Origin of the sequence: Winogradskyella eximia (assembly GCF_003386165.1) — a bacterium.
GTDB classification, from domain to species: domain Bacteria; phylum Bacteroidota; class Bacteroidia; order Flavobacteriales; family Flavobacteriaceae; genus Winogradskyella; species Winogradskyella eximia.
In genome coordinates, this window is record NZ_QRDV01000007.1 from 188,741 (window position 1) to 206,764 (window position 18,024).

Annotated in this window: 18 protein-coding genes; 7 read left to right on the forward strand and 11 right to left on the reverse strand. The window is 31.4% G+C overall.

Annotated features, from left to right (window positions below):
* Positions 1 to 76 precede the first annotated feature (76 nt).
* Positions 77 to 238 (reverse strand): 50S ribosomal protein L34, encoded by a 162-nt coding sequence (gene rpmH, locus DFQ10_RS14565; protein WP_115818167.1) that lies wholly within the window; start codon positions 236 to 238, stop codon positions 77 to 79.
* Between the two features lie 342 nt (positions 239 to 580).
* Between rpmH and DFQ10_RS14570 the strand changes: the two genes are divergently transcribed.
* The gene (locus tag DFQ10_RS14570) at positions 581 to 1,159 is read left to right on the forward strand and encodes a DUF2892 domain-containing protein (RefSeq protein WP_115818168.1); all 579 of its coding nucleotides are present in this window, start codon (positions 581 to 583) and stop codon (positions 1,157 to 1,159) included.
* 269 nt (positions 1,160 to 1,428) lie between these two features.
* Here DFQ10_RS14570 and cls read toward each other — a convergent pair whose 3' ends face one another.
* The 3 genes from cls to DFQ10_RS14585 all read right to left on the reverse strand — a co-directional run bounded on the left by cls (position 1,429) and on the right by DFQ10_RS14585 (position 4,643).
* On the reverse strand, positions 1,429 to 2,877 hold the full coding sequence (cls, locus tag DFQ10_RS14575; RefSeq protein WP_115818169.1) for a cardiolipin synthase: 1,449 nt from the start codon (positions 2,875 to 2,877) through the stop codon (positions 1,429 to 1,431).
* A 3-nt stretch (positions 2,878 to 2,880) separates the two neighbouring features.
* Complete coding sequence (locus DFQ10_RS14580) at positions 2,881 to 3,834, reverse strand: lytic transglycosylase domain-containing protein (RefSeq protein WP_115818170.1); 954 nt, start codon at positions 3,832 to 3,834, stop codon at positions 2,881 to 2,883.
* A 146-nt stretch (positions 3,835 to 3,980) separates the two neighbouring features.
* Positions 3,981 to 4,643 (reverse strand): alpha/beta hydrolase family protein, encoded by a 663-nt coding sequence (locus DFQ10_RS14585; protein WP_115818171.1) that lies wholly within the window; start codon positions 4,641 to 4,643, stop codon positions 3,981 to 3,983.
* A 152-nt stretch (positions 4,644 to 4,795) separates the two neighbouring features.
* Here DFQ10_RS14585 and DFQ10_RS14590 point away from each other — a divergent pair, with 152 nt between their 5' ends.
* The gene (locus DFQ10_RS14590) at positions 4,796 to 5,092 is read left to right on the forward strand and encodes an N-acetyltransferase (protein WP_115818172.1); all 297 of its coding nucleotides are present in this window, start codon (positions 4,796 to 4,798) and stop codon (positions 5,090 to 5,092) included.
* Between the two features lie 76 nt (positions 5,093 to 5,168).
* On the opposite strand, the gene DFQ10_RS14595 is transcribed toward DFQ10_RS14590, so the two are convergent.
* Complete coding sequence (locus DFQ10_RS14595) at positions 5,169 to 5,636, reverse strand: hypothetical protein (RefSeq protein ID WP_115818173.1); 468 nt, start codon at positions 5,634 to 5,636, stop codon at positions 5,169 to 5,171.
* A gap of 46 nt (positions 5,637 to 5,682) precedes the next feature.
* Positions 5,683 to 7,011 carry a tRNA (N(6)-L-threonylcarbamoyladenosine(37)-C(2))-methylthiotransferase MtaB gene (gene mtaB, locus DFQ10_RS14600; RefSeq protein ID WP_115818174.1) on the reverse strand — a complete coding sequence of 443 codons (1,329 nt, stop codon included), beginning with the start codon at positions 7,009 to 7,011 and terminating at the stop codon, positions 5,683 to 5,685.
* Positions 7,012 to 7,056: 45 nt separating this feature from the next.
* Between mtaB and DFQ10_RS14605 the strand changes: the two genes are divergently transcribed.
* The gene (locus DFQ10_RS14605) at positions 7,057 to 8,676 is read left to right on the forward strand and encodes an ABC transporter substrate-binding protein (RefSeq protein WP_115818175.1); all 1,620 of its coding nucleotides are present in this window, start codon (positions 7,057 to 7,059) and stop codon (positions 8,674 to 8,676) included.
* A gap of 524 nt (positions 8,677 to 9,200) precedes the next feature.
* On the opposite strand, the gene DFQ10_RS14610 is transcribed toward DFQ10_RS14605, so the two are convergent.
* From DFQ10_RS14610 to DFQ10_RS14630, 5 genes are all read right to left on the reverse strand, one after another.
* Positions 9,201 to 9,845, reverse strand: coding sequence for a hypothetical protein (locus tag DFQ10_RS14610; protein WP_115818176.1), 645 nt, complete (start codon positions 9,843 to 9,845; stop codon positions 9,201 to 9,203).
* Complete coding sequence (locus tag DFQ10_RS14615; RefSeq protein ID WP_115818177.1) at positions 9,842 to 10,135, reverse strand: hypothetical protein; 294 nt, start codon at positions 10,133 to 10,135, stop codon at positions 9,842 to 9,844. Before DFQ10_RS14615 ends, DFQ10_RS14610 begins: the two co-directional genes overlap by 4 nt.
* 48 nt (positions 10,136 to 10,183) lie before the next feature.
* Positions 10,184 to 11,107, reverse strand: a complete 924-nt coding sequence (locus DFQ10_RS14620; RefSeq protein ID WP_115818178.1) for a TolB family protein — start codon at positions 11,105 to 11,107, stop codon at positions 10,184 to 10,186.
* 9 nt (positions 11,108 to 11,116) lie between these two features.
* Positions 11,117 to 12,292, reverse strand: coding sequence for a GlmU family protein (locus DFQ10_RS14625; RefSeq protein ID WP_115818179.1), 1,176 nt, complete (start codon positions 12,290 to 12,292; stop codon positions 11,117 to 11,119).
* A gap of 126 nt (positions 12,293 to 12,418) precedes the next feature.
* Entirely contained in the window at positions 12,419 to 12,670 is a 252-nt protein-coding gene (locus DFQ10_RS14630; protein WP_092467308.1) for a type B 50S ribosomal protein L31, read from the reverse strand.
* A gap of 159 nt (positions 12,671 to 12,829) precedes the next feature.
* Between DFQ10_RS14630 and DFQ10_RS14635 the strand changes: the two genes are divergently transcribed.
* The 4 genes from DFQ10_RS14635 to DFQ10_RS14650 all read left to right on the forward strand — a co-directional run bounded on the left by DFQ10_RS14635 (position 12,830) and on the right by DFQ10_RS14650 (position 18,007).
* Entirely contained in the window at positions 12,830 to 13,363 is a 534-nt protein-coding gene (locus tag DFQ10_RS14635; RefSeq protein WP_115818180.1) for a DUF4199 domain-containing protein, read from the forward strand.
* A 43-nt stretch (positions 13,364 to 13,406) separates the two neighbouring features.
* On the forward strand, positions 13,407 to 14,357 hold the full coding sequence (locus tag DFQ10_RS14640; RefSeq protein ID WP_115818181.1) for a glycosyltransferase family 2 protein: 951 nt from the start codon (positions 13,407 to 13,409) through the stop codon (positions 14,355 to 14,357).
* Positions 14,358 to 14,449: 92 nt separating this feature from the next.
* The gene (locus tag DFQ10_RS14645; protein WP_181897650.1) at positions 14,450 to 16,177 is read left to right on the forward strand and encodes a phospho-sugar mutase; all 1,728 of its coding nucleotides are present in this window, start codon (positions 14,450 to 14,452) and stop codon (positions 16,175 to 16,177) included.
* Between the two features lie 3 nt (positions 16,178 to 16,180).
* Entirely contained in the window at positions 16,181 to 18,007 is a 1,827-nt protein-coding gene (locus tag DFQ10_RS14650; protein WP_115818182.1) for an ABC transporter ATP-binding protein, read from the forward strand.
* The last annotated feature ends 17 nt before the right edge of the window (positions 18,008 to 18,024 follow it).

Genomic DNA, 18,024 nt, shown 5'->3' on the forward strand with positions numbered 1-18,024 from the left:
AAATAGTTAACAATAGGATATAAAAAAAGGCGTTACACCTAAGTAACGCCTTTAATATATTAACAATTGTTAATCATTATTTTTTATGTCTAGATTCAGTTGAAACAGACAATTTTTTTCTTCCTTTAGCTCTTCTACGTGCTAAAACTTTTCTTCCGTTAACAGAAGCCATTCTTTCTCTGAAACCGTGTTTGTTTCTTCTCTTTCTTTTTGACGGTTGAAACGTTCTTTTTGGCATGTCTTATATTTTTAAAAACTAATATTCGTGTTAATGTCGATATGAGTTGAGAGCTATCTCAAAACTGCGTGCAAATATACAACAAGTTTTTACTTTAGCAAATAGCAAAAGATTTTTTTTCGAATGATTTCATGTATTTTTCAATTTCTTACAAAATGACTGTAAATTCAGCTCAATTTAGTCCTTTACCTTTTCTATAATATATCGTCCAAACCTTGAAAACACCTTAAACTCTAACGGTTTTTATTTAAATTATAGATAAAAATGTAAGTCAATAACAAATCATAGATTTTAAACGCGTTGTTTTTATTATCTTTGCGCTCTCAAAAAATACACATTAACATGTTTAACAAAAATATAAAATTAGTCATTTTCGCATTAATTATTGCTTATGCAATATATCAATTCACTGAAGGTTATATAGGTAATGGTATTATGTACATCTTACTTTCTACTATTTTCATATTCCTTTACTTTAAAAATGAAATGATTTTACTCGCTTTTTTAAAATTAAGAAAGCAAGATTTTGTAGGAGCAAAGAAATGGTTAGACAAAATTAAAAATCCTGAAGGTGCTTTAGTAAAAAAACAACAAGGCTATTTAAACTATTTAAATGGTATTATGGTTTCTCAAACTAATATGAATGAAGCCGAAGGTTACTTTAAAAAAGCCATTAGCTTAGGATTATCTATGGACCATGATTTGGCGATGGCTAAATTAAACTTAGCAGGAATTGCATTTTCTAAACGTAGAAAACCAGAAGCTCAAAAATTATTAGCAGAAGCTGAAAAATTAGATAAAAGAGATATGCTTGCGGATCAAATTAAAATGATGAAGCAGCAAATGAAAAAAGCAATAGTACCTAAGCAACAATATGGCCAGCCTACTTCGGCTCGTCAGAATCGTCGTAGTAGAAGGTAAAACTTAAAATACAGTTTATAACACATAAAAAAAGGCCTAAACATTAATATGTTTAAGCCTTTTTTAATTTACTACGTAATTATATATCATTTTAGTCTCGTTTATTTTTAGACCTCAATTCAACTTTTTTATCGATATTTATTTTCCATTCTTCGCCTTTTAATATCAACTCAGTGGAAAATGCCCGTCTAGCAATCATTATCTTTATAGACTTACCATTATGAAATAAGAATTCTTTCTATAACATGCATGCCTTAATGACTTCAAACTTATAATAAAGGTGCCATTAAACGAGCAACAGATTCTATAAGTTTTGTTTGTTTAGAGCGCTGTTGCCATGATTTTAAATCTAGTTGTTCACAATCTTTTAAATCATCATTAAAGAACTCAGTGAGTTGATTGCTAATGTCTTTATTATAGATTAAAGCATTGACTTCAAAATTAATATTGAAACTTCTATAATCCATATTGGTGGTTCCAACGGTACTAAATACTCCATCAACTACCATAGTTTTTGCATGTATAAAGCCTTTAGTATAGCGATACACCTCTACTCCTGCCTCTAAAAGCGACTCTAAATAAGAATTGGTTGCATATTCTGCTATCCAAGAATCGGAGGTTTTAGGCACAATGATTTTAACTTTTATATTGCTTCTGGCGGTTACTTGAAGCGCTGTAACAATTTCGCTATTAGGAATAAAATAAGGCGTTGTAATGTACACATGATCTTCTGCATTGGTAATAGCCACAAAAATAGCTTCCATAATATTAGACCAATCTGTATCTGGCCCACTAGCTGCTATTTGAAGTGGTACATTTTCTTTACAATTATGTTCTGGGAAATAGGTTTTTGAAATCTCTAATGCTTCTTGACTTACAAAATCCCAAGTTGTAAAAAACAATATCTGTAATGGTTTAACCGCCTCACCAATAATACGGATATGTGTATCTCGCCAATAACGCTTATTATTAGCATTTACATAATTATCTGAAATATTTATTCCGCCAACATAGCCAATTTTACCATCTATAACTATAATTTTTCGGTGATCGCGATAATTCATTTGCCCTGTAAATTTTGAAAAAAGCACAGGCATAAACGGATTCATTTCAATACCAGAATCCTTTATTTTGCTTTTCATTTTAGATGAAATCGAACTTCCCACATCATCTATAACGATTCTAACTTCTAAACCTTCATTAGCTTTTTCACATAATAGATTAAGAACTTCTGTTCCTATTTTATCATCTTTAATTACAAAATATTCGAGATGAATATGATGCTGAGCTTCTTTTAAATCTTTTAAAAGTAGTTTAAACTTATTATCACCATTTTTAATGAGCTTAACATCATTATTAATAGTTAACTTAGATTTTTCACTATTATATAATAATGGAATGAGTTTCGATTTTTGATCAAGTAAATCATCTACGACATTAATCTCTTTTGTATCGAGTTCTAACTGTTCTTGAATCTTTTTTACTATAGATTGATTTAAAACATGCTTTCTGCTAAAGATTTTTGTTTTACGGTATTCTTGTCCAAAAAGATAGTACACAATTAAACCTAAAAACGGTAAAGCCAGCAAACCAATAATATAACTTAATGCTTTGGTTGGGTTCAGTTTTTTATGCAGAATGGTGACCACAGCAGATAATGCTATGGCATAATTGAGTACAATTAAAATTTGCCAGATATGATTTCTAACAAATTCCAATAATTAAGATTTAGTATTATAATAGCCTTCTTTTGGAATTTCAATCTGGTAAGATTTTCTAGACTTGTTATTTAAATGAGGCTCTCTTAACCATGGGTTATGGAGTTTTAAAATCTTATAATTAATACCAAATTGCTTAGCAAACTTAGCAAAATCCGTAACTGCTGTATCCACTTCAACTTTATAAGTTGGAACTTCTTTATATAAATGCGATTTATTAAAATTGAATCCGTATTTGCTTGGGTTAGATAATATTTCTTTCAATGCCACGATTCTAAACACGTAACGTCCTGTTTCTTCACCTAACAATAGATCGTAATACCCATCAACATCTTGTTCTTTTAAACGTCTAGAAACACCATAATTCCCAGCATTATATGCTGCTGCTGCTTTGGTCCAAGATCCTAAACTTTCTTTCGCTTTCTTTAAATAATCACATGCGACTTCAGTTGCTTTTTCTAAGTTATAACGTTCGTCTACATTGTCGTTTACTTCTAAACCATTTTCACGTCCTGTAGCTTTCATAATTTGCCAAACACCACTTGCACCTGCTGGTGATTTTGCTGTTTGCACCAATCCACTTTCTATAACTGCGAGATACTTAAAATCATCTGGAACACCATTGCGTTTCAAAATTGGCTCTATAATTGGAAAGTATTTTTGTGCGCGCTTAAACATTAAAAGCCCATTAGATTGCCAATAGGTATTTACCAATAATTCTTTATCCATTCTTTCATAGATATCTGGATCTTGAATAGGCACCATTTCACCTGCAAAATTTAAATTCTCAGGCATTTCTAATGCGTACACATTATAGTTGTTTACAATTGGATCTTCTTTACCTAATAAAAAATCTGATGGTGCTTTTTCATCTGGAGCTTTTTGCATGGCGAATATAAATAAGCCAGATATACAAATTACACCTATTAATGCTAAGCTATTCTTTATGTATTTCATAGTATTTCTTTTTATGGATTATAGAATCTTACATGCTATGCGTTGTTAATCATTTCTTTAAATGTTTAAGCAATTTGCATGACAGATTCAGAATTTTGTTTTTTAGTAATATATAAATGTAATCAATCTACGATGAAGATTCAAATTCAGCCTTCAATAAGTTTTGGTAAATTTTCGTTAAACCATTTAAACTTATTAATAATCATTATATGAGTTCCGCCTTTAATAACAATACAATTTCCTCCACAAGAGTGTGGAAAAACAGCGTCCTTATCTCCATGAATATAAATTGCATTAGGAATTGCTTCTTCTTGTTCCCAGCAAACGACATGCTTAATGGCCCAATCGAGATAGGTTTTATTATTTACAGAAAGGTATTTTTTATATAAATCGACGCGTTTTTTTATTGTTTCTCCTAAAGCATATTTTGCTAATAAATCTATATTACTAACTAATTGTGTTGGTAGTATTTTATATGCTTTGGTTACTTTTAATAGTTTTAATCGTTTAGGCAACTCATGATGCGACTTTACACTAGAAACAACAAACAATTTTTTCACCGTTAAGTACTTGCTCATTTCTTGTACCAACATGCCTCCAAAAGATACGCCAAGCAATACTATATTATCATGCTTTATAAATGTACACATACGCTTGGCATAAGCCTGAAACGTTTCTGTTTTAGTTGGTATCTGCCATTCTAGCCAATGCACCTCATAAGAGGTCTCTGGAAGTTTTATATATTCAAAAATAGAAGGATTTGCTGCCATGCCTGGCATTAAATATACATGTGTTAATTTAGTGTTCATTTGGTAAAATTGGAGCGTCCTAATTAATTACAATTTAAGGTTTTAACAACAATAACCTAATTCTTAAGTTGATTTTTTGTACCTTTGCACAGCAAAACTATATAAAATATAGTATCTACGCTACCAACCGCTGAATTTAATATAAAGAAATTATGACAGAAACTGCTGAACTAATTGACAATGATTTCCTTCGTCAATTTGAATTAAAGGTTGAAAACGAAATGGCTATTATTGAATATTCTTTACAAGAACGAAAGATATTCTTAACAAAAATGATTATTCCAGATAGCATTAGAACAGATGAATTTGAACTAGATTTTATTGACCTAGTATTCTCAAATATTAAAGAGCGAAACATTAGTGTGGTACCAACAAGTCCTGAAATTGCTAAGTTTGTAAGACGTAATAGAAAGTATAAGCGAATGTTACCAGTGGGTATTCGTATATAATTTGAAGAACATACATCATAAAAAAATCCGAAACTTTAAAAGTTTCGGATTTTTTTATTGTAATTAATATTAACTATTAGTAATTCACATCAATTATTCCATTCTCCAACATTATTGACTCTTCCCCTTCAGCAGTAAAAGCAGTCAGTGTTCCTGTAAAAGTTGCTGTCAATCTAGAGCCATTATTAACGCTTACAACAGAATTAAACGCTCCGCTATCATAAAAATACTCACCATTAATAAGGTATTCAAAAGCATACAATGAAAAGGTTCCTAAATCACCCACTTCCGTTTCAAAATTAATAGTTCTAGAAGCGTCGGTTCCTACTGTAGCTGTTACATTCAATATTGTAAATTGTTCACCATCAAAAATGAATGTATCTCTCTCAACAATAACTGTGTCAAATGTAACTACCTGACCTTCAATTGTCACGGTAAGTTCGTTAGAAGCTCCATTATTATCACTTCCATCATCATCTTTATTACAAGAGGTAGATAATATTAAACCGACTACAACACATAAGTTAAAAAATGTTTTTTTCATAATATACTAGTTTTGTTAAGATTGTAAATCTAACTTAAGAAATAACCTACGCAAACTCTTTAATAAAATTAAACCGAACCAATCCATCTTCATCAATCTCTGTAAGTTTAACGTCATGTATAGTATTCACCAGTTCTGGATTCCAAGGTGCTTTTACTTTCACATAGTTTTCCGTAAAACCATGAATATAACCTTCTTTATTTTCTCCTTCAAACAATACGGTACGGCTAGTCTGTAATTGATTTTCGTAAAAAGCTCTTCGTTTTTTAGCAGACAAACCTCTTAACATTTTACTGCGTTTAGATCGCTTAGCTTTAGATACCACGTTAGGCATATTTGCCGCTTCTGTATTATCACGTTCTGAATATTGAAACACATGCAAATAAGAGATATCTAATGCATTCAAAAAGTTATACGTTTCTAAAAACAATTCATCGGTTTCACCAGGAAAACCAACAATAACGTCTACTCCAATACATGCATGAGGCATTACTTCTTTTATTTTTGATACTCTATCTACATACAACTCTTTCATGTAACGACGTTTCATCTTTTTTAAGATGTCATTACTTCCACTTTGTAATGGTATATGAAAATGAGGTACAAATGCTCTAGATTTAGATACTAAATCTATGGTTTCATTTTTTAATAAATTGGGTTCAATAGAAGATATTCTTAAACGCTCAATGCCTTTAACCTTATCGAGTTCAGTTACGAGATCTAAAAAGGTATGTTCGTGCTTTTTATTCCCAAACTCTCCTTTGCCATAGTCACCAATATTAACACCTGTAAGTACAATTTCTTTAATCCCTTGCTCAGAAATTTCCTTTGCATTTTTTAGAACATTGCTTATAGTATCACTACGAGAAATCCCTCTAGCTAGCGGAATTGTGCAATAAGTACATTTATAATCGCAACCATCTTGTACTTTTAAAAAAGCTCTTGTTCTGTCTCCAATAGAATAACTACCAACATAAAAATCGGCTTCTTCAATTTCGCAAGAATGAACTTCACCAAAATCGTTTTTAGTTAAATCATTTAAGTAATCTGTAATTTTGAATTTCTCTGTTGCTCCCAGAACCAAATCCACACCATTTACATCTGCTAATTCCTCTGGTTTTAATTGCGCGTAGCAACCAATGGCAGCAACAAAAGCTTCAGGATTATTCTTTTGTGCTTGCTTTACAATAGTTTTAAAACGCTTATCTGCATTTTCAGTAACCGAACAAGTGTTTATGACGTATACATCAGCAGATTCTTTAAAATCTACACGATCAAAACCTTCGTCATTAAAACCTCTAGCTATAGTAGATGTTTCTGAGAAATTAAGTTTACAACCTAATGTATAAAATGCGACTTTTTTTGTTGGATTCATTCTTGTACTTTTACCAAGTTGGCAAATTTACAACATATAAATTATATGCTAAAACTCACACCATTCTTATTCAACAGATTGCTATATGCTTCATTAATTATGATGATATTTTCATGTAGCTCAAAAGAAAATAATGAACTAGACCATCTAGTTTTTAGATACAATGAACACAAAAATATAGGTTCATTAGATCCTGCATTCTCAAAGGATTTAGCAGATATTTGGGCAACACATCAGTTATTTAATGGTTTGGTGCAGATGGATGACCAACTAAATGTAAAACCATGTATTGCCAAAAAGTGGACCATTACTGATAGTGCAAAAACGTATACATTTACCTTACGTAAGGATGTCTATTTTCATAAACATAATTTGTTTGGAAAAGATTCAACGAGAACTACAACAGCTTCAGATTTTGAATATAGCTTTAACCGATTAAGAGATAATACCATTGCCTCACCTGGAAGTTGGGTTTTAAATAAAGTTGAAGATTTTTCTGCAATCAACGATTCTACTTTTCAAATTAGATTAAAACAACCTTTTCCTGCGTTTCTAGGCTTACTCACCATGAAATATTGCTCAGTGGTTCCCAAAGAAATTGTAGAACATTATGGCAATGATTTTAGGTCAAATCCCATAGGAACTGGTCCTTTTAAGTTTAAACGCTGGGAAGAAAATTTAAAATTAGTCTTTAGACGAAACAACCATTATTTTGAAACAGATGATAAAGGACAGCAACTACCCTATCTAGAAGCTATTGCTATTACTTTTTTACCAGATAAACAGAGTGAATTTCTGCAGTTTGCGCAAGGTAATATTGATTTTGTTTCTGGTTTAGACGGCTCTTATAAAGACGAAATTTTAACAGCAGAAGGTAAATTAAGAACAAATTACGCTGAAGATGTAAAAATGATACGAGGTCCATATCTTAACACAGAATACTTAGCGTTTTTTATGGAAACGGATGTTAATACTATTAAATCTTTAAAATTAAGAAAAGCGATTAATGTTGGTTTTGACCGGAGTAAAATGATGACTTATTTAAGAAATGGCATCGGAATTCCTGCAAATGGTGGCTTTATTCCAAAAGGCTTACCAGGTTTTGATGCTTCAATAGGCTATACATATCAACCCGATTTAGCAAAACAATTAGTATCAGAATTTAAAGCAGAAACAGGCATAAACCAACCAGAAATAACACTAACCACAACGAGTAATTATTTAAGTTTTTGTGAATTCATTCAACGTGAGCTGCAAAAAACAGGGCTGTTAGTAAATGTAGATGTAATACCACCTTCAAGCTTAAAAGACTCCAAAGCAAATGGACAACTCGATTTTTTTAGAGCGAGTTGGATTGCTGATTATCCTGATGCAGAAAATTACTTATCCTTATATTACAGTAAGAATTTTGCACCAAATGGACCTAACTACACGCATTTTAAAAATGAAGTATTCGACAGAATGTATGAAGCTGCATATTTAGAAACGGATCCAGATTTAAGAGCGCAACTGTACACAAAAATGGATGCATTGATTATGGATTCTGCTCCTATTGTACCTCTTTTTTATGATGAAGTGGTTAGATTTACTAGAAAACACGTGAATGGCTTAGGTATTAACGCTACTAATTTACTGGAATTAAAATCGGTAAGAAAGTCTAACTAATTAGAGAAACAAAATAGGTCTCAAAATGCCAAAGTTGATCTGGATATCTAAAAATACTCGAAGTGTTTTTATTTAGATTTAATTGCCACCAATAGATTCACCGTCTTTAGCATTTAATTTCACCTCACTTAAATAACTCAAAATATTACCATGAGAATCAACGTTACCAACAAAACCATGAGTTGCTGAATAGTGAAGAAAAAACTCTTTACCCTTTCCTTTATCCCTATCTGTTAGCTGCTGACAATGAACTTTTACACAATCCTTGTATTTCTTTTTAGGTGTTTTAAATTTTTGATCTACCGCAATAACTTCGTAACTCCAACTTTTATCATTTTCTAGCCAATTATCACCAAGAACTGGTTTTACAGGTAATACAATTGATTCTTTTAATGATTTCTTATCGTTGTTGTATATGGTTTGTTGCGTGTTTTAAGCACCTAATTTAGCAAATACAAACCGAATAGAAAATCCGCAAGGATTTTCGTAAGTAGGCTAGAACTAGCAATAAATTATATACGGTGTTAGGTGCTGTACTTTTTATGTTCATGAATTTCTATGCTATTAATTTCGCCTTCCATTTCAGAAATGATTTTTAGAATATTTCCTGATTTATCTCTTGTATAGATTCGAGTCATGTATTCTGAACCAAATTTTCTTGTAATCAAAAGTCTTTCTTTATATCTCAAATTATTTTCGTCGAAAAAAACTTCGGTTTGAAGGACTTCAGGGTTCTTTTTTATATTCCAAACTTTGATTTTATTGCCGTTTTCGTCGTATTCATATCTAAATATTCCACTTTTACTTTTTTCAACAAGTGGTTCTTTTTCTCCCGATAAGTCAAATTCTTGCTGAACTCTCTTTGTCTCATTGCCACGTTTATCCAAGTAAATTAAAATCCGAGTTTTTTTAGTTGGATATTCGAACTTGAAATGAGTTTTTAGTTTACCATTTTCTAGGAACCTTTTACTTTCAATTAGTTTACCCTCTTTGTCGTAAGAACTCCAATCCCAGATTCTCTTTTCGCTTTCATTGTCAAGGTTCTGAAGGTAGATTGTCGTTTCCTTAATTCCGTTCCGTTTCTTTAAGTCAGCACCTTTTTTCCAGATACTTTGCGAAAAACTTGAATAAGTGATTATCAAAGTTAGAAGTATTATTACTTTCCTCATAGTTGTTTTTCAGTATTGCACCTAACAATGTGATAATAATAGGTTTTACCTTTTCGATAATACGTTGTATCAACATCTCCCCAACTATACCTGCGATATTTCACATAATACTGCTGATTATTGATAAGCTCTTTATCCTTTGCGAAAAACTCAAAATAATGTGATTTTCCATATTTAAAATATTTCCCACTATTTGCGTTTTCAAATAAAGTTATGTAGCCATCTAATTCGTTATAAGTAAACGACAAGAGACTAAAAGAGCAAACTAAAATTATGATTATTTTTTTCATAAGAGAGTTGTTAGAAACAGCAATATACTAACATTTAGTATTTAACAACTAATGGCTCTCATCTTTATCAAACCCAGTAAAATAATACAAATCATCTCCTCCTTCTCCTTTTAAACGTCTAGAGGATAAATAACCAGTTGACAAATCATCATTTAAAAAAAATGAAAAATCATCACCTTTACTATTTATTGGTTTATCTAATGATACCGGAGATTTTATAATATTGGTAGAGTTTAAATCAAACATATAGATATCTATTCCGCCTTTACCACCTCGTCTATCAGAAGAAAAATAAAGTCTATTATCCGCACTAACAAAGGGAAATGTCTCTGTACGAGAAGAATTTATATGCTCTCCTAATTTTATGACTTTACCATACGTTTTATGGTCTGTTACAGACACTTTATAAATATCAGATTTTCCTTTTGTTCCTTTAATATCAGCGATAAAATAGAGTGTAGATCCATCTGGACTCAAAGCAGGATGAGCAAAATTATGATCGGGATCACAGAAAGGTAACGTTGTAAAATTAACCCAACCTTTTCCTTCTTCATATTCCGCACGTTGAATTAAGAGATTGAATGTACTCATATCCTTTAGCTTATTCTCGCCCTTGGTAGTATGATTAGTAGTAAAATACATGTACTTGCCATCTTTAGAATAGGTAGCAACAGACATATTAGACATACCAACTTCTTTCTTTTCAATAAGTTTTGGATCCTCTATTTCTCCTTCTTCACCTAATTTATATTCATAAATACCGTAAAGATTCTGAGCATAATTGTCTAAAATAGCTCTGCCACTTCTAGATGTAAGGTTTGAACTTACAAAGACCTTATCCTTAACCACACGAGCTGCAAAGTGATCTAATTTATTATTAATTTCAAGTTTTTTAACTTCTACCTCTTGTGAAAAACCTAGGCTTATAAAAAATAAAAAAAGTAGGTTGAATTTGGGTGTTTTTAATTTCATGGTAAAATATTATTCTCTTCTATATTGTTTTGTTTCTTCAAAAATATGCTCTAAAATGGCTTTATCTAAATCTGTGAATTCTTCTTTTCGTCTTCCCATAACCACTTCAGCAACTTCAAATGCTTTATTCGTTTTATACGTTACAAACCCACTATGTCCACCCCAAGAAAAACTAGGAACAAAATTTCTAGGAAAACCACTTCCAAAGATATTAGCACTTACACCAACAACTGTACCAGTATTAAACATGGTGTTAATTCCGCATTTACTATGATCTCCCATCATTAAGCCACAAAATTGTAATCCGGTTTTAGCAAAACCTTCTGTGTTATAATCCCAAAGTCTTACTTCGGCATAATTATTCTTTAGATTACTATTATTAGTATCTGCACCTAGGTTACACCATTCTCCTAAAACTGAATTCCCTAAAAAGCCATCGTGTCCTTTATTTGAAAATCCAAAGATTACAGAATTACTCACTTCACCTCCAATTTTACTGTGAGGACCAACTGTTGTTGGGCCATAAACTTTAGCACCTAATTTTAAAGTTGAATTATTACACAATGCCAAAGGTCCTCTAACTAATGCACCTTCCATAACTTCTGAGTCTCTACCTATATAAATAGGACCAGTACTCGCATTTAAAGTCGCAAAATTTAAAGTTGCCCCTTTTTCTATAAAAATGTTTTCAGGGTTTACCGTATTTACTGTTGAAGGAATTGGTTCTGACTTTCTACCATTGGTAATAAGACTAAAATCTTCTGCAATAGCCTCTCCATTCTTAGAAAAAATATCCCAAGTATGTTCTATTTTTAAAATTTCACCTTCAAATTCAATAGCTTCAAAAGTTGAAAAATCACTAACCTCTTCTCCTTCTTTTGCAAAAAACGCAATTACGTCTTCACCTTTAAATAAAGCTTGATTATAATTTAAGTTTTTTACCACTTCTACAACTTCCATATTAGGTAAAAAAGAAGCATTAATCATAATGTTCTCTTCCATTTCTACCATGGGAAATTTATCTGCTAGATAGTCTTCTGTTACTGTTGTTGTGGTATATTCTAAATACGATTCCCATTTTTGGCGAATTGTTAAAATACCAACTCTAATATCTGCAACTGGTCTAGTAAAGGTAAATGGCAACAAGTTGTTGCGATAAGGACCATCAAAAAGTATGTAGTTCATTCTGATTTTATAGTTTAAAGTTTCTAATAAAAACTTTGATTAACAATTCAAAAATAACCTAATTGTATAAAACGCAAAAGCCTTTCTGTCATAGAAAGGCTTTTAACGATTATCGGTAAGCTGAGTTTATTTTTTAAACTTAGCGTATTTGTTTTTGAATTTATCAATACGACCAGCTGTATCTACTAATTTAGATTTACCAGTGTAAAATGGGTGAGATGTTCTAGAGATCTCTAACTTAACTAATGGATATTCTGTTCCATCAACGTCAATAGTCTCACTTGTATCTGCCGTAGACTTCGTTAAATATACCTCTTCATTAGACATATCTTTAAATGCTACTACTCTATAATTTTCTGGATGTATTCCTGCTTTCATCACTAAATGCTTTAAATGTATTCGATTTTTCGAGGTGCAAATTTAACCATTTTTTATAAATCCACAATCTTTTTTGATAAATTTTATTCTACGAATGTATGTAACATTTATGTAACTTTGTCTACTAACTAATAAATTAACCTAAAACTTAAGTTTATTATGACTAAATCTTTAAAATCTTCAGCACTAAATTATGGTCTATATTTAGGACTTATTTTATCATCATTTACAATAATTGGATATGCAGTCTACCTTGACTTATTTACTCAATGGTGGTTTGGAATAGGCCAAATGTTTTTAGTTATCGTTGTTGGCATTGTATCTGCTATGAAAGCTAAAAAAATATTAGGAGGCTTTATTAGTTTTAAAGAGGCATTTACCGCATTTTTTATAACAATTCTTGTTGGTGTTACAATACCAGCTCTAGTTGGTTTTATTATTTTTAATGTAGTAGATGTAGAGGCTGCGAATATATTGCAAGAAAAAATAGTGAACTCTCAATTAGCCATGATGGAAAAATTTGGTGCACCTCAAGAATCTATTGATATGGCAATGGAGCAAATGCAAAAAGAAGGTAGTTTTTTCTCTTTAGGAAATACAATTAAATCAATTGCCTACCAACTTGTTGGCTTTAGTATTATAGGTCTTATTGTTGCAGCAGTTACAAAAAAGAATGATCCACACGCAGCTTAAATAATTTCTTTATTTTTGAAGTTCAGAAATTAGACCAAACTCTATGGATATATCAGTAGTAATACCACTACTTAACGAAGAAGAATCTTTAAAAGAATTACACGATTGGATAGCGTCAGTGATGCTATCCAATCAGTTTTCTTACGAAATCTTATTTATAGATGATGGCAGCACAGATAAATCTTGGCAAATCATTTCTGAACTAGGTCACATTAATCCTAATGTAAAAGGGATTAGATTTCTCAAAAATTTCGGAAAATCTCAAGCCTTACATGCTGGTTTCGCAAAAGCGACAGGAGATGTTGTTGTCACCATGGATGCTGATTTACAAGATAATCCTGAAGAAATTCCCGAACTCTTCAAAATGATTAAAACAGACAAGTTTGATCTTGTTTCTGGTTGGAAAAAGAAACGGTATGATTCTTATTTCTCTAAAAATTTACCTTCAAAATTATTTAATTGGGCAGCAAGACGCACTTCTGGTGTAACCTTAAATGATTTTAATTGTGGTTTAAAAGCCTACAGTAATACTGTTGTAAAACATATTGATGTTTATGGAGAAATGCATCGTTACATTCCGGTATTGGCAAAAAATGCAGGATTCATAAATATTGGTGAAAAAGTTGTACAACACCAAGCGCGTAAATACGGAACCACAAAATTTGGAATGAATCGTTTTATTAACGGTTTCTTAGATCTCATAACAATATGGTTTCTTTCTCGTTTTGGCAAAAGACCTATGCATTTATTTGGCGCAATTGGAGTGCTAATGTTTATAATAGGTTTTGGATTTTCATTCTACTTAGGTTTAGATAAACTATTTTTTAATCCTTTAGGAAGACTTATTACAGAACGACCACAGTTTTACATCGCACTTTCTACTATGATTATTGGCTCGCAATTCTTCATTGCAGGCTTTTTAGGCGAACTTATTTTGCGCTCTAACCGTCAGCAACAACGCTATTTTATTAAAGAGCATTTGAATCTGAAATAAGCTTCAGAATAAATAGTCTTGATAATCGGTTTAAAATTGTGAATTGTTTATTTTTGTTTAACATTTTATATCATTAATAAATACATTTTTCCATGATACATATTAAGCCAGAAATTCTAGAGCGCGTAAACGCTTGGTTAACTCCAACTTTTGACGAAGAATCTCAAAATCAAATTAAAAATATGATTGCGTCTAATCCGAAAGAATTAGAAGAAAGCTTTTATAAGAATCTTGAATTTGGAACTGGCGGAATGCGAGGTATTATGGGATTAGGTACCAACCGAATTAACAAATATACTTTAGGCAAAAACACACAAGGATTAAGCAACTATTTAAAAGAGTCATTCCCTGGTGAAGAAGTAAAAGTAGCTATTGCTTACGATTGTAGACATAATAGTAACACGTTTGGAAAATTAGTTGCAGATGTATTTTCTGCAAATGGGATTAAAGTATTTTTATTTGAAGACTTAAGACCTACACCAGAATTATCTTTTGCGTTAAAACATTTAAACTGCCATTGTGGTATTGTATTAACAGCATCTCACAATCCACCAGAATATAATGGTTACAAAGTGTATTGGCAAGATGGTGGGCAATTAGTGCCACCACAAGATGCTGCTGTAATTGCAGAAATTAATCGTTTAGATTATTCTGAAATTAAATTTAAAGCAAATGAAAGCTTAATTCAATATATAGGAAAAGATATCGATGATGTTTTTATTAATGCATCTATAAAAAATGGAAGTTTTGACACTTCAAAAGAAGCTAAAGAAAATCTAAACATTGTATTTACCTCTCTACATGGCACTTCCATTACAGCCATTCCAGAAACTTTAAAACGCGCAGGTTATACTAATGTAAATATTGTTGAAGAACAACGTGTACCAAATGGAGATTTCCCAACGGTAGTATCCCCAAATCCTGAAGAACCAGAAGCCTTAAAAATGGCTATAGCACTTGCGGAAAAAGTTGATGGAGATATAGTTATTGGTACAGATCCTGATTGTGACCGTTTAGGAGTTGTAGTGCGTAATTTAGAAAATGAATTGGTAATTCTTAATGGAAACCAAACTATGGTCTTAATGACTAACTTTCTATTGAAGCAATGGAAAAATGAAAATAAAATAAATGGAAATCAATTTATAGCCTCTACTATTGTTTCTACTCCAATGATGTCTGTTTTGGGTGATGCCTATAACGTAGAATGTAAAATTGGATTAACAGGTTTTAAATGGATTGCCAAAATGATAAAAGACTTCCCTACTATGGATTTTATTGGTGGTGGAGAAGAAAGTTTTGGTTTTATGGTTGGTGATTTTGTCCGTGATAAAGATGCGGTGACCTCTACCCTATTAGCTTGCGAAATTGCAGCACAAGCAAAATCAAAAGGCAAAACCATGTATCAAGAATTAATTGATTTATATATAGAGCATGGTTTTTATAAAGAACGCTTAGTTTCTATAGTAAAAAAAGGAAGAGAAGGTGCGCAAGAAATCAAACAAATGATGGTGGATGCTAGAAAAAATCCTTTAAAAGAAATTAACGGTGAAAAAGTGGTTTTAATTGAAGATTATCAATTATCAGTTTCTAAAAATCTTCAAACATTAGAAGAAACTACTATTGACATCCCTAAATCTAATGTATTAATATATTATACTGAAGACGGAAGTAAAATAGCATTAAGACCAAGTGGAACTGAGCCAAAAATAAAATTCTATATCAGCGTAAATGCAGATCTTGACAATACGGCAGACTTTGAAAAAACGGAGCAGTTGTTGGATAATAGGATTAATGCAATTTTAGCAGACATGAATTTATAATAGATGAATTATATAAAAAAGCTCATACCTTTTGCTTTACCGTACAAGAAGTATGCGTACTTAAACATTTTCTTCAACATTTTATATGCGCTTTTTAGCACGCTCTCTTTTGTTGCTTTAATCCCTGTGTTTAAAGTTATTTTTAGTGATCAACGTGTTATAACCCAAAAACCAATTTGGCAAGGTTGGATGCAATTGCAGAAATACGGAGAAGATTACCTCAATTTCTTTATAGTCGATAATATTGAAAAATATGGAGATTTTAAAGTATTAATGATGATGGTTGGTGTTATAATAGCGATGTTTTTACTTAAAAACATTTCAAATTATCTCGCCATGTATTTCATTACATTTTTAAGGAATGGAGTGTTAAAGGATATTAGAAATAAACTGTACGATAAAATAATAACCTTACCTCTTGCCTTTTATTCAGAAAAATCAAAAGGAGATACCATCTCTAGAGTAAGTGCAGATGTTAACGAGGTAAGAAATTCATTTCTTGCTATACTTGAAATGATTGTAAGAGAACCGCTTACCATATTGTTTTCATTGATTACAATGCTAGTTCTTAGTCCTAAACTCACACTATTCGTTCTCGTTTTTATTCCTATATCTGGTTTTATAATTTCAAAAATTGGTAAATCATTAAAAAAGGGATCATTAAAAGTTCAAAAAGAACAAGGCATCTTTTTATCGGTTTTAGAAGAAACTATGGGAGGCTTAAGAATTATTAAAGCTTTCAATGTTGAAAAGATGTTTGCTGGTAAATTTGAAGACAGTAACGAAAGATATTACAAGTATTCTAACAAATTATTAAATCGACAAAATTTAGCATCACCCTTAAGTGAATTATTAGGTATTATTGTTATTGGTGTTTTGCTAGTTTACGGAGGCTATCTCGTTTTTGTAGATAAAACCATGGATGCGAGTTTCTTTGTGGGCTATATAACCTTAGCATACAACATCTTAACTCCAGCAAAATCAATTGCTAAAGCTAGTTATAGTGTAAAACGTGGAGATGGAGCTGCTAATAGAATTTTAGAATTTTTAGAGACTGAGAATGACATAACGGAAATTGAAAACCCTATTGAAAAAGAAACTTTCGAGAAGGAAATTACAATTGAAAATATTTCCTTTAAATATGAAGATCATTACGTTTTAAAGAATTTTAGCTTAACAATTCCAAAAGGAAAAACGATAGCTCTTGTTGGCCAATCTGGAAGTGGCAAAAGTACAATCGCCAATCTTGTTACGCGTTTTTATGACGTAAATGAAGGAACTATTAGCATTGATGGAGAAAATATAAAAAATCTTACTAAAAAATCTTTAAGAGGTTTCTTGGGCTTAGTTAATCAGGATTCTATATTATTTAATGATACCGTTGCAAATAATTTAAAAGTTGGTAAAGAAAATGCTACTGATGATGAAATTATAGACGCTCTAAAAATTGCCAATGCTTGGGAGTTTGTTAAAGATTTACCTCAAGGTATACATACTAATATTGGCGATTCTGGTGGTAAAATTTCGGGTGGACAAAAGCAACGTATGAACATTGCTAGAGCTGTGCTTAAAAATCCACCTATTATGATTTTAGATGAAGCTACCTCAGCTTTAGATACAGAAAGCGAACGTTTAGTACAAGATGCATTAGAAAAGATGATGATGAACCGAACCTCTATTGTTATTGCTCACAGGCTTTCTACAATACAAAATGCAGATCTAATTGTTGTAATGCAAAAAGGTGAAATAGCAGAACAAGGCACACACACCGAATTGATTGCTAAAAATGGTGTTTATAGAAAACTTGTTGACATGCAAAGTTTTGAATAATCTCTATATCATTGATT

Excerpts from the sequence above, each read along its gene's own strand:
- DFQ10_RS14570 (WP_115818168.1), top strand. The coding sequence starts at position 581 with ATGTTTAACAAAAATATAAAATTAGTCATTTTCGCATTAATTATTGCT.
- DFQ10_RS14580 (WP_115818170.1), bottom strand. The coding sequence starts at position 3,834 with ATGAAATACATAAAGAATAGCTTAGCATTAATAGGTGTAATTTGTATA.
- DFQ10_RS14640 (WP_115818181.1), top strand. The coding sequence starts at position 13,407 with ATGGATATATCAGTAGTAATACCACTACTTAACGAAGAAGAATCTTTA.
- DFQ10_RS14590 (WP_115818172.1), top strand. The coding sequence starts at position 4,796 with ATGACAGAAACTGCTGAACTAATTGACAATGATTTCCTTCGTCAATTT.
- rpmH (WP_115818167.1), bottom strand. The coding sequence starts at position 238 with ATGCCAAAAAGAACGTTTCAACCGTCAAAAAGAAAGAGAAGAAACAAA.
- DFQ10_RS14585 (WP_115818171.1), bottom strand. The coding sequence starts at position 4,643 with ATGAACACTAAATTAACACATGTATATTTAATGCCAGGCATGGCAGCA.
- DFQ10_RS14605 (WP_115818175.1), top strand. The coding sequence starts at position 7,057 with ATGCTAAAACTCACACCATTCTTATTCAACAGATTGCTATATGCTTCA.
- DFQ10_RS14595 (WP_115818173.1), bottom strand. The coding sequence starts at position 5,636 with ATGAAAAAAACATTTTTTAACTTATGTGTTGTAGTCGGTTTAATATTA.
- DFQ10_RS14645 (WP_181897650.1), top strand. The coding sequence starts at position 14,450 with ATGATACATATTAAGCCAGAAATTCTAGAGCGCGTAAACGCTTGGTTA.
- mtaB (WP_115818174.1), bottom strand. The coding sequence starts at position 7,011 with ATGAATCCAACAAAAAAAGTCGCATTTTATACATTAGGTTGTAAACTT.
- DFQ10_RS14635 (WP_115818180.1), top strand. The coding sequence starts at position 12,830 with ATGACTAAATCTTTAAAATCTTCAGCACTAAATTATGGTCTATATTTA.
- DFQ10_RS14615 (WP_115818177.1), bottom strand. The coding sequence starts at position 10,135 with ATGAAAAAAATAATCATAATTTTAGTTTGCTCTTTTAGTCTCTTGTCG.
- DFQ10_RS14650 (WP_115818182.1), top strand. The coding sequence starts at position 16,181 with ATGAATTATATAAAAAAGCTCATACCTTTTGCTTTACCGTACAAGAAG.
- DFQ10_RS14625 (WP_115818179.1), bottom strand. The coding sequence starts at position 12,292 with ATGAACTACATACTTTTTGATGGTCCTTATCGCAACAACTTGTTGCCA.
- DFQ10_RS14610 (WP_115818176.1), bottom strand. The coding sequence starts at position 9,845 with ATGAGGAAAGTAATAATACTTCTAACTTTGATAATCACTTATTCAAGT.
- DFQ10_RS14620 (WP_115818178.1), bottom strand. The coding sequence starts at position 11,107 with ATGAAATTAAAAACACCCAAATTCAACCTACTTTTTTTATTTTTTATA.
- DFQ10_RS14630 (WP_092467308.1), bottom strand. The coding sequence starts at position 12,670 with ATGAAAGCAGGAATACATCCAGAAAATTATAGAGTAGTAGCATTTAAA.